The sequence below is a fragment of the Nostoc sp. genome, assembly GCF_036917095.1.
In the GTDB taxonomy this organism is placed as follows: domain Bacteria; phylum Cyanobacteriota; class Cyanobacteriia; order Cyanobacteriales; family Nostocaceae; genus Nostoc.
In genome coordinates, this window is sequence record NZ_JBALFH010000058.1 from 24,494 (window position 1) to 35,885 (window position 11,392).

Sequence of the window (11,392 nt, forward strand, 5' to 3'; positions counted from 1 at the left end):
TTGGTTAGTTGATTAGATTTTTACACTACATAAGAGCCTGTACTTAGGACGATCGCAGCAAGTTAGCTGCCATGATCACTTCTTTTGTGCCACAATTAGCGTATTTGATGCAGTTATTCCTGCTGTTGTTTTCAGATACAAGCCGTTATTTATTAAGTAATAATTGGCTGAATGTCTTGCCAGATTTTTATTATCTGCGAAATCTCATGCTGAAATGTAGGTAAGATAATAGGTTTTCTCTGAATTATTAGGTTAAGTTGGTAAATAAGTTGTTGAATGGTAAGTGTTTGGGAACGGCCAGTTGTGACAGCATTCAGCAAATGAATAATTAATGAATCCCTAATTTCAGGAATTATTGTTTCGCTGTAGAGTTTATATAGGAACTCAGCTGCAACTGCTGTCATGTATTCTTCTGAAGTTTGCTTATCTGCAAGAACCTTGACAACAGAGGTGTAACTTGGCTCTACTTTCCAATTAGCTAGTCTAGCTCCTTCCATCAAAGTTTCAGCATCGACAATTGTGTAATTGTATCCCCAGAGTGCTAATTTTATAGTTGTTTTACGGTAAAGTACCTCATTCGTATTTTGCTGTAGTAGACAGTAATTTAGTACAACCTGTGTCCAAACACCCTGGACTCCTTTAGACTGTGCATACCAACGCAACCATTGGTCATCACAGTATAATATTCTGCCAGCTTCTTCTGCAATTAACACAGTATCAACAAATGCTAATCCAATGACCTCATTTAGCTTGTTTCGCTCATCTATATTAATATCTAATGCTCTCCGACAAGGAAGAACTAAACAATTGTTATGCACCCAATCAATAATTTGCTGAAAATAATTCTTAGCTTCATCAACTTGTTCTGCGCTAATCTCCTCTCTTATAAGTTGTCCCTGCTCAATTCCTAAATTTAAAAAACCTTCTCTATTAAAACCTTGTGCATCCTCAACCATTGCTTGAAATAAATTAACTGTGGATTGAGCAATACCAAATTTTCCTAAAACTGCTACTACATCATTTGCTACACCTAATTGATATAAAGTTATTAGAGAAATGGGATCAATTACTACTAAACCTCCTTTTTGGAGGATAGATAAAGAGTTTTCAAATCTTTCGTATTGGAAATCTGACCAAGTATGGATGCAAGTATCATTTTTGAAAATTAGTCCATACCACAGTTGCAGTGGAGAACGATTAAAAGCAACTGCAAATGCTCCAAAAGGAATTTTATTATCCTGATAACCTTGGTATAATCGATGAAGATTACTCTTCCACTCTTGCAGCATCTCTATCAATTGCTGTATCCAGTCTGAGGAAATTTCATCTTCATTCATGGGAACGCTAACAGTACGGAATCCTTTGATATTTGGTAATTTATCCAATAAATCAAAGCTTTGCTTACCTGCTGCAAAATACTTATCTACTATAGCTAAAATTTTGAGAGTGCTTCGCCCAAAGTTATCTTCTGCTATAACTACTTCATCTCCACCGCTTTTAGCAATTAAAGCTTGAAAAAGTTGCTGTTGAGAATTAATTTCTTTACGAGCAAAACTAGCATCTTCTCGGTCTTCAACTATAAACCATTCTTCACTACCAGATTCATTTCCTAAAAGAACCCCGCACCCATCCTCTACCTTAATAAATTCTTTGGTATTGGGTTGAATTTTTCTCGCCTCCATATAAGATATTTCATAGAAAGCATGGACTTGGCCATTGTCGTAGAAGCGTCGTCTCATTTCATAAATCACTTCCAAGAAGTAATCTATTTTATTTCTAACTTTAAGCAATTTCGCAAGTTTTTGACATCCCACCGGATGCAAAGTTTCAATACTCGGTTTGGAATCTAGAAAATCGTCTAGCTCATCGTAATTACGTTTGTCATAATTGGCAACTGCTAATCGCAATTGCATTACTGTATCACTGGGAAAAATTTCGAGGTATGCTTTGCAGACTCGGATAACATTGTTTGTATCACCAATATTGTCATAAATATAGGCAGCTATCTCAGAGACAGACTCTAAGGAACCATATTTGTTGAGGAGTTGTTCACAAATGTCCAGAGCAGTTTTATAGTTACCAGAATAGTAGTAAGAATACAGTAATTTATGCGTTAATTTATTGTTTAATGTTTTATCAACAAACTGCTCGTATATTTCAGCAGCATCTCGATAATATTGCCATGAATATAGCTGCTCTGCAAATACAAGTTGATAGGGAAGAAAATTATGGGAAAGGAGTCCGGCTTTTGCCTGCTCGATTAAGGATGGAATTTTTGCTTCAGTACCTATATGCTTGTAGAATCGAATTTGCTGAGTAATTGTGATTACACTTCCTGGAGCTTCGTTAATCAACTCCTCAAGCATAAGTTTTGCATTTTCATTATCTCCACTCAACATGAATAAATCAAATTTGAGATGTTTAGCATCTTGTTTGAGACTGCTAGAAACGTTATCTCTAACAATGAACTGATCGAGAAGATTTTTTGCCTCATCCCAACGCTTCATTGCTATTAATAAATCAGCAGCTAAGAGAGGTATTTCTGGTGAATTATGGCTATCTATAATAGATTCTAAATAATTGTAAGCTAATTCATCATTTCCCTGTTCATGTGCCAGCAAAGCTCTTTGTTTGATACAATAACTATTGTTAGGTTCTTTTTGGAGTGCTATTTCAATATCACGGACTGCATCATCATATTTTTTCAGTAATCTCAAAGCACCAGAACGATTGGTTAAAGCACCAAATTCTGAAGGAGAAAGGTTATTTGGATTTACATATTGTCCTCCCAAAACCTCAGTAAATAAGTTGACGGCTCGTTCTAGATTTTGCTTCTCAGCTTCACTTAATTGTCCAGCAAAGGCAAGTGGGAATTTTTGAATTACACGTTTTGTTAAGGTTGCTCCCAGGGTAATTTTGACAATATTAAGATTGCTACTATTGTCTCTATTCAATGCTAATTCCCACCACTGTTCTGCTTCTTCATCTAGATTACGTCTCTCAGCAGCATCTCCCAGTGCTACTAAAATATCAAGACTGTCGCGGTATGCAGGAGGTATCTGTTCTATAATTGAATCAATAGATTCCGTAACAGGAGTAATCTGAATACGCAGAGAATATGCTAGTTCATTTGCTTGATTTTTCTGTATTGCTTGATTAATTAAATTTTCAGCATTATTGTAATCTTTCTGGAAAACATAACCCATAGCTGCTAATGCTAAGGCTTTATCATCTTCTGGGTTATACTGTAGAGCTTCTAAGAAACATTTCGCCGCCTCTCTCGTTTCATCTAGTCCTGACTGTGCCATTCCCAAGTTAGCCAGTAGGCGGTATTTAAATATTTTATCTGACTTGTACCATAGCTTTCCCTTTAACTCATTAAGATAGTTAACGGCTTGCTGAAGGTTGCCTTGATTAATCAATTTTCTTGCATACTCAATTTGAGCATGATACTCATCTGTATTATTTGAAGAAGCTAAATCAAATTTTTGACCTATCTCAGCAATCAGTTGTTCACGACTAATCTTTTCTATTACAACTCCTCGAAAACGCTCCGTTGTCTCTGCATTCTCTATCTTAAATTTTGCTAGAATCTCAAAAATGAATGCACTCGCATTTTGTGCAGCAATATTTCTAAAATTGACTAAATTATTTTCATGACTGATATCAATTGTTCCAGAGATACCATGCACTGTGAGCGCCAGAACACGCTCATTAGCCTGAGCAGTTTTCAGAAAACCAAATGCAAGGTTTTCAACTGCTACAGTATCGTTATAATTAGAGCGTAAAAATTTTATAAGTGTTGCTCGTTGATCACCAACTTCCTTATTTCCAGATGCGATTGGTGCTAGAAAAATATCAGGACGTAAATTTAATGTTTTATCCAGTATCCGATTTAGCCAATCAGGTTTCCGCCTTTCTGATTTAGCTCTTGCTTTAAGGCTATAGGATGGTTCTGGTGCTTCTGGGCGTGGTAAAAACTCATCTTCTGCCTTACCTGATTCATAACCATAAACCTTTGTAGCAACTACTACATCACCAGCTTTAACATCCTTAATACCAGTGGCAGGACTGAGTAAAATAATAACTTGTGGCTGAAAGTGCCGAATCGCCCGTTCTGTCTCTGAAGCTGCACTATTGTTATTGTTATCAATTTCAGCGATCGCTACTTCCCATACTTGCTCGCCCACAGAGAATTGCCCCAACTCGTAAACGGTACCTTGGGGGTGTGTTTCTTCATCGCAGTTACTTAAATGAGTACAGACAGCTTGGTAATCTATAGAATGAGCCGTAAGAATAACTGCGCGAGGCATTCACTAATACCTTTGTATTATTACTATTTTCTTATTTTGGCAAATCGGTATAAATTTGCCCAGTCAAATTAAGCTTTCCTGACAACTCAAGTATCATTATTATTTAAAGTATAGAGAAATACCTGTGTTTGCATGATTCATCCCGCATTTATGCAACGCCTTATCTTCTTTGCCTTGCAAGGCATAGCCATCGGTAAAGTATCGTAGGGAGCAACGCGATTTTCTGAAAATTTTGCGTAAATTTGCCTGTTAGCATCCATAATTCGTTACTTAATGGTTTTTAGACTTTTTTCGGCTACTAGGAATTAAACTATTCTTAAGCGATCGCGCAGATACACACCAAAACGGTGCGTGCTGCTAAATAGTTAAATCCAATAGTAACTTTATATACTAGTTAGGTTATGAGTGATAAGCAACAAATCCTCGAAGTTTATCTTCACGAATACGAGAAACTAAAGGAAGAACAAGCACAGCGAATTGGTTTTCGCGATAATATGCTGTACGTAACGCTGGGTGTATTTGGTGCCATCCTCTCTTTCGCTCTATCTGGTAGCAGTAACTACTATGCTCTCCTTGTTATCCCTTGGATTTGTCTGATTCTTGGTTGGACTTATCTAATCAACGATGAAAAAATCTCAGCGATCGGTAGATATATTCGCCACACACTTGTCAACAAAATTCAAGAATTAACTGGTAACGCAGATATAGAATCTATATTCGGTTGGGAAATAGCCCATAGAAGCGATAAACGTCGTTTTCGCCGCAAGATAGAACAATTAATCATCGATGAGATTACTTTTGTTGTATCCGGTATAGTTGCATTGCTTGCTTTTTGGTTTCTAGTCCCGCAACCACCTTTAGCTGTTAATATTTTGTGCGTTGTGGAGCTTGTCCTTTTGATAATCTTGGCTGTGGAGATTTTCATTTACGCTGATTTAGGCGTTGGACGATAGTTTCAAGCGGCGTTGCTGAATCATGGGATGATTTCGCCCAACTTGGAACGAATTTTCAATGGTTTTAACTGCCAATTCATCCCGCATTTATGCAACGCCTTTCAGGCTATTGTCAATTATTCAAATATAGGTTTTTTGGGTTTTTCGAGCGACTCAAGTGCATGTTTGTTAGATAATACTTCATACACGAGCGAAACAGCAGAAGCAGCAGCAAATTTTTGGTAAATGTCTTGTTTATTACCATCAGCCCAATCACAGATTGACTTAACTAAAATACATGGTGTCTTCATCCTTGCTGCTGACGCATATACGGCTACACCTTCCATTTCGCCTCCTCCTGCTTGAGGAAATTGCTGAAACAAATTTTCTTTAAATTCCAAATTATCTATTAACTTATCTCCTGACAAAATTGGACAATAATATCTTTCACAAAGGGAGTTATCAGGGCGATAAAAGCTCCATCTTTTAGCGTTTTTAAATCTATTTAGCAATGTGATATTACTTTTTGTAATATCACCACGGTAAATAACTTTTTCTTGCTCAACACGCTGTGAGTCGTAATCGATAATGCCTGAAGCAACTAATACGTCACCTATCTTTTGCTTAATAGAAGTTTTACCAAAAGCAATGCCAACCATAATGATTGCTTTTGGATACCATAATTGTAGAGATGCTAGTGTTGCAAAAGGAGCAGATCCAGAAGATCTAGTCCCTATTTCACATTGGGTAAGAACAGTTTTGTATTCACCAAATTTTCCTAAATAATAAGTTTCTTCATCATAAGATATTTGTAAAATTTTTTTACGCCCTTCAGTTTTACTTGGATAAGGTCTAAGTAAACGCGCTACCGCATCTAGTTCGTTATCTGTTGCAGTAATGATTACAATATCAATTTCTTGTTGTACCAATTTACCTTCTTGTGGGGAGACTACTTTATAATCCGGAAATTGCTTCGGATACCAGCGTTGTGTTTTCATCCAAGATTCAAAATCTTCTGGAGAACAATCAAATCCTGCTGATTCTGCATGATTAATAGAAATTATTGGTGTGTTCTCTCTTTCTGGAGCATTTATATTAACTTCTGAATCATTATTGACAATCTTTTGCTGTACTACATTCATTACTTCAAGAACGACAACCTTACTAATATTATCTTGATTTCGCTCTAACTTATCTTTTAATTCTTGAATCCATTCTTTACTATATTTTTCCGCAACCTCTTCAATATTTGCCAGAATAATGTTGTCAGGTTCTCGATTTTGTAAGCTTTCTAAAACGGGAATTATGTCAGAGTTATCAGCATGGGCTACCAGTATCAATAATTCTTCAAGGAGATCATCACAAAGTTCAGGATTATGTGTATTCTTAATTGCTATATCTAAGCGCTCTACTCGCTCTAATACATTTGCTTTAATTAAATCAGATTTAGAGACTTTATCCATTTTTTGTATAAGCGCCATCACAAAAGCTTGGTGGATTGGAGAGCGCCAAGCTAGTTCGCCACAACGCATTTTTAAAAATCCAACCCAGAAAGCTTCTACCCAAACTGGGTTAATATATTCTGAATTAGGAATTTGGAGGCATTGAGAATCTGGTTTGCACAAAGGAATTTTTTCCGTGCCTTCTGCCAAATTTTTTAATGTTTCTTTAGCATATAGTGATAAATAGTTCCAATTATCTTGTATAGAACCAAAACATAGTTTTAAATCGGAAAATTTCGTGGGTAAATTGATGACATTTTCTATAATAGATGGTACTCCATCAGTTAAATCTCGCAGCTTAATAGCTTGTTCAAAGCTGTTAACATTGGCATCGGGATAGTCATTGATTTCTTTATAATGAAGTCCACCCAAAAATACTCTTTTTGCAATATTAAATGGAGAAATATTAGATACGCTATTAACACATAATTTCCATAAACGCTCATTTCCTGCTACAAGAAAGCGTAGCTTTGCTCCTGCTTGTCCTGGATTATTTATCTGCCGATGATAATCACGTAGCAACCAAAGTAAAGATGTTAACGGTTCTTCCGAAACTTCGGAAATATCATGTAGAACAATGACTAGATACTTTGCAGTTGTTCCTCTACCGAGAGTGCTTAAAACTTCGTCCAATCGATTTTCTATTGAACTTCCTGTATATCCTTGTACAACTTGTTTAACTTCATTTTGTAATGATACTTTCGGTGAAACTAGAACAGATGCTTCTATCAATCGTCGCAAAAACATTTCTAGAAAATCCCCAAGGTTGATCTTCCTATTTAGTGGTAATGCTACAGAAATAAATTCCATCCTAGCAAAAGCTGATGTGTTATTTACCAAATAGTTAATTAAACTTTTCATTCCACTTTTGCGTTGTCCAAGCAAGGCAACATAATCTGTTTTAAGTAGATTACATAAATTATTTATTGTTATTGAACGTTCAATCATAGTTAGATCTTTTTATGGTTTCGTTAAACTTATTTATTGTATGAGCCAATAAAGAATTAGGTTCCCGATCTTTAATTGCTTGTAATAAATAACTTGATGATATTTTATAGCTACCAGCCTTTTCCTGTTTTATCACACCAAATCTATCAAGAAATTGCAGTGCATTGTCTAAGTCATCTCTATTAAAAGTTACACTTTTATTTTGAATAAATTGAGTGATTCCTATCCTGTCTGTTTCTCCAAGAATCGCTATTGAAAGTGTGACCGACATGGTATCAGGTGTCTGGGCATACTTATAATGATGATAAACATTGTCTAAGAAATGGGGTAATTCCTCAACTTTTTTGATATCGGTATCTTTTACTACAGATGAACTGCTTTGGCGAATTATTTCTACAAGCTTAATGCAAAACTCTTGAATGAGAACAGCAACGCCATCTGTTCCTTGAAAAATTCGCCGAGCTTGTTCTTCTGAGACTTCAAGACCTAATAACCTCATAGGTTTTTGAATTAGGTCTATACTAGCAGTTTCAGATAATCCGGTTAATGTTATTTCTTCTGCAAAATTCCGAAATGGTGCAGCTTCCAAAGCTATTGCTTCACGAAGTTTTGCGTGACCTGCTAGATAAAATTCACAATATTTTTCATTTTGCAGTGCTCGCATGTACCATCCCAATTTCTTTGCCTCTTCTATGTTTGCTTCTAAAATTTGATCTACCTCATCTAAAAGAAATGCCAGACGTTTTTCTTGGTGTTTAATATAATAATTTTTAATCAGGGAAGACCAATCTTCAAGAGTCATAACAGGTGAATATTCATATCCTAGCTCCATGCAAGTTTTATTAAAAAATGAAGGTAATCCTAGTACTGACAGAGGTCCTATTACTTTATTTCCCAAGCCATTTAATTTATTTGCTAGTTGTTCTAAAAGAGACGTTTTACCACTACGGTTTGCTCCCAGAATAATTCCTCCTCTCTGGGGAGTGTATATTAAACGCGTTAATTCATCCTCGCGCCCATAGAAATACTTTGTTGGTCCACTTGTATTATATGGAAGTAAGCCATGTAAAACATTTATATTTATATTTCCTGTCAAAAAACGTGCTAACCAAGCTGTCAATTTTTCATTTGGACATGAAATCAATTCTTTTAAAGAACTAAGACGCAATAAAATAATCTGTGAACAAGCATACCCAGGTATATCGCAAACATCTGCAATTGTTACAATAATAACAAATGGGTATTCTTTTTTGTTGCAAATTTCAGTCAGTTGTTTGTAATTAGAAATATTGTGGTTTGAGGCTATATAAAAGATGACTTTTTGTGTATTAAATTGTAAGCCCGTTTCTGGAAGTACTATTTCCCACAAACTATTTTCTGGAAACTGCGAATCAGTAATCTGACTAACATCTGTTGCACCTATATGACGAGTTATAGCCTCAGCAAGTCTTTGTTTATTTTGGATAGCTTTATCGTTAGTGAAACGACGTATTATCTCAATATCTTCTAAGCGAATTTCAATTGTTACGATATCTTCGTATATAATTCCTGAAGATGATGGTAAAACTCGCAAACTAGCACGAGTTTCATCTGACAAAGGATACTGCTCTGTGATAGCTTTTGCAAATTCGGTTTCATATTGCTGTAATTGTCGCTCATATTGTCGTAATTCTAAGGTAGGTTGCTTTTTGAGTATTGGAGTTAGATTATATGATATATCTGCAAATGCTATTGCTGCACAGCCAAACCGATAGGCTTGCTCAATAGACCTTCCTTCTCCGAGCGCATCATAAAAAGCAATAGCAAATTCTATGGCTGCACTATCTGAAAGTTCCTTGCTAATACCAATTACATAATCCACATGTTGGGCTATTGCCTCTGCTTGAACTTCTGAGTAACAAGCATTGAGAAAAACACAATTTAACTGTCCTTGAAAAAGCTGAAAAAGTTCGGACAAGGATTCTGGACTAACTGGCTTGACTTGCCCAGTTTCGTCTTCCAAAGTTACTTCGCTAGACTGAGTTGCATGTCCGGAGAAATGAATAATTTGTGGGTTGACATCCAAAATAGCCCGTCTCAAATCCGTAACTCTAACTGCCCATTTCGGGATTATTAGAAATCGATCACGTTTATTAGTACGTCTCAGTCCCGCCTCAATTTCTCGTATTTCTTCATCTAAACGCAAGCGACTATTACTTACAGTATTGGCTGCTAAGAACAAGATTTTTTTGCTCTCTAATTCACTTTTACTCGTAGTAACTATACTTTCAGCACTAACATTAGAATTAATAACATCTTTGCCTATAGAAATAGTGGCATTATTCGCCCCATATATATTTAACTTAGCTAATACTTCAAATGCAAAAGCACTTGCATGATGTGCAGCAATTTCTTGCCAACCTGCTTTATCGGTTTTACTCTTGCTACTAATTAAATCAGAGATACCACGAACAATTAGTGCTGATACTCGCTCATTAGCATGAGCTGCTTGGAGCAAACCCCTGCCTTCCATTTCTACTGCGACAGCATCACCGTAATTTGACTGGAGAAAATTAAAAATACTAGAGTGTTTTGAGGCAATTACTTTTTCTCCAGCGGCGATGGTTGCAACTAATACATTCGGTGCTTCCCTTGGAATGTTAAGCTGTAGCCTTTGCAGCCTTTGCAACCAATCTTCTTTCCTGGCTTCGGCTCTGGCTCGCTGTATTAGGTTATAACTGGATAAACCAACATCTGGTCTTGGTTCAAATGCTATCTTTGCCTTACCTGATTCATAACCATATACTTTTGTCGCAACTACTACATCACCCAAGGCAACATCTTTAATACCACCCGCTACCCCAACAAAAAATATTACATTTGGTTGAAAGTAGTTAATTGCACGTTCAGCTTCCAGTGCTGCTCCAGTATTACCAGCGCCAATTTCAACAATGGCCACATCCCAAGCTATGCCATTAGCAGCAAATTTACCTCTTTCGTAAACTGTTCCTTGGGGATGTAACTCTTCTCGTAGTTCTGTTAAATAGCGACGAACAGCTTTATACTCAACAGGTATAGCAGTAAGGATAACCGCACAAGGTAGATTTTGTTCTCGTTGTTGTGAATTTTTCTTTCCTTGACTAGCTTTGTCAACTTGAATATTAACTGGTGGATTAATATTTTGTAGAGAATTTTTTGTGGTATCGCTACTTACAATCTCTCTTTCAAGCTCTGAAGCTAAATCTGCCAACTGCTGATGACGTTCATCCACCCCATCTAGGAGATAACTTAATAATCGTACAAATAGCACAAGGGCATTTTCCTTGGTGTCGCTGCGATATTTGTTAACCAGGAAGGCAATTAAATTATCAACTCTGCTAGTCAGGCTATCAGCGTGAGGTAAACTGACACGCCAAGGATGGAGTGGCTCAAAGGCGAAAATTGCCCTGAGATCGCGATCGCTCTCGAATTGCTCGCATTCTAAAAGTGCTTGACGTAATCGGTTAAGCAGTTGCGGGGGGATACCTGCCATATCTCCGTCTAAATGCCTTATAAATATATAAAATTGTACATGGAGAATCTAGCTGCAACATTCTGCGCCACATCAACATAGCAATTCGATGGATCAGTAAACCAAAAAGTTTTTCCAAAAAGGCGATCGCTACGCACACCGCAGGCATCATCAATAAACAAACACGTATAAGCAAGTATTATTAAA

The 11,392-nt window shown here is 36.6% G+C and carries 4 protein-coding genes; 1 reads left to right on the top strand and 3 read right to left on the bottom strand.

Going from position 1 to position 11,392, the window contains the following annotated elements; all coding sequences use genetic code 11:
• Window positions 1-152: 152 nt before the first annotated feature.
• Entirely contained in the window at window positions 153-4,313 is a 4,161-nt protein-coding gene (locus V7L01_RS34350) for a PIN domain-containing protein (RefSeq protein ID WP_335042803.1), read from the bottom strand.
• A 401-nt stretch (window positions 4,314-4,714) separates the two neighbouring features.
• Between V7L01_RS34350 and V7L01_RS34355 the strand changes: the two genes are divergently transcribed.
• On the top strand, window positions 4,715-5,266 hold the full coding sequence (locus V7L01_RS34355) for a hypothetical protein (protein WP_335042804.1): 552 nt from the start codon (window positions 4,715-4,717) through the stop codon (window positions 5,264-5,266).
• A 116-nt stretch (window positions 5,267-5,382) separates the two neighbouring features.
• Here the strand turns inward: V7L01_RS34355 and V7L01_RS34360 are convergent, their stop codons facing one another.
• Complete coding sequence (locus V7L01_RS34360) at window positions 5,383-7,695, bottom strand: 5'-methylthioadenosine/S-adenosylhomocysteine nucleosidase family protein (RefSeq protein WP_335042805.1); 2,313 nt, start codon at window positions 7,693-7,695, stop codon at window positions 5,383-5,385.
• Window positions 7,688-11,206 (bottom strand): phosphorylase family protein, encoded by a 3,519-nt coding sequence (locus V7L01_RS34365; RefSeq protein WP_335042806.1) that lies wholly within the window; start codon window positions 11,204-11,206, stop codon window positions 7,688-7,690. The genes V7L01_RS34360 and V7L01_RS34365 overlap by 8 nt, the downstream gene beginning before the upstream one ends.
• Window positions 11,207-11,392: the final 186 nt, after the last annotated feature.

Bases quoted from the DNA above. Each gene is read 5' to 3' on its own strand.
- V7L01_RS34350 (WP_335042803.1), bottom strand. From the start codon at position 4,313: ATGCCTCGCGCAGTTATTCTTACGGCTCATTCTATAGATTACCAAGCT.
- V7L01_RS34360 (WP_335042805.1), bottom strand. From the start codon at position 7,695: ATGATTGAACGTTCAATAACAATAAATAATTTATGTAATCTACTTAAA.
- V7L01_RS34365 (WP_335042806.1), bottom strand. From the start codon at position 11,206: ATGGCAGGTATCCCCCCGCAACTGCTTAACCGATTACGTCAAGCACTT.
- V7L01_RS34355 (WP_335042804.1), top strand. From the start codon at position 4,715: ATGAGTGATAAGCAACAAATCCTCGAAGTTTATCTTCACGAATACGAG.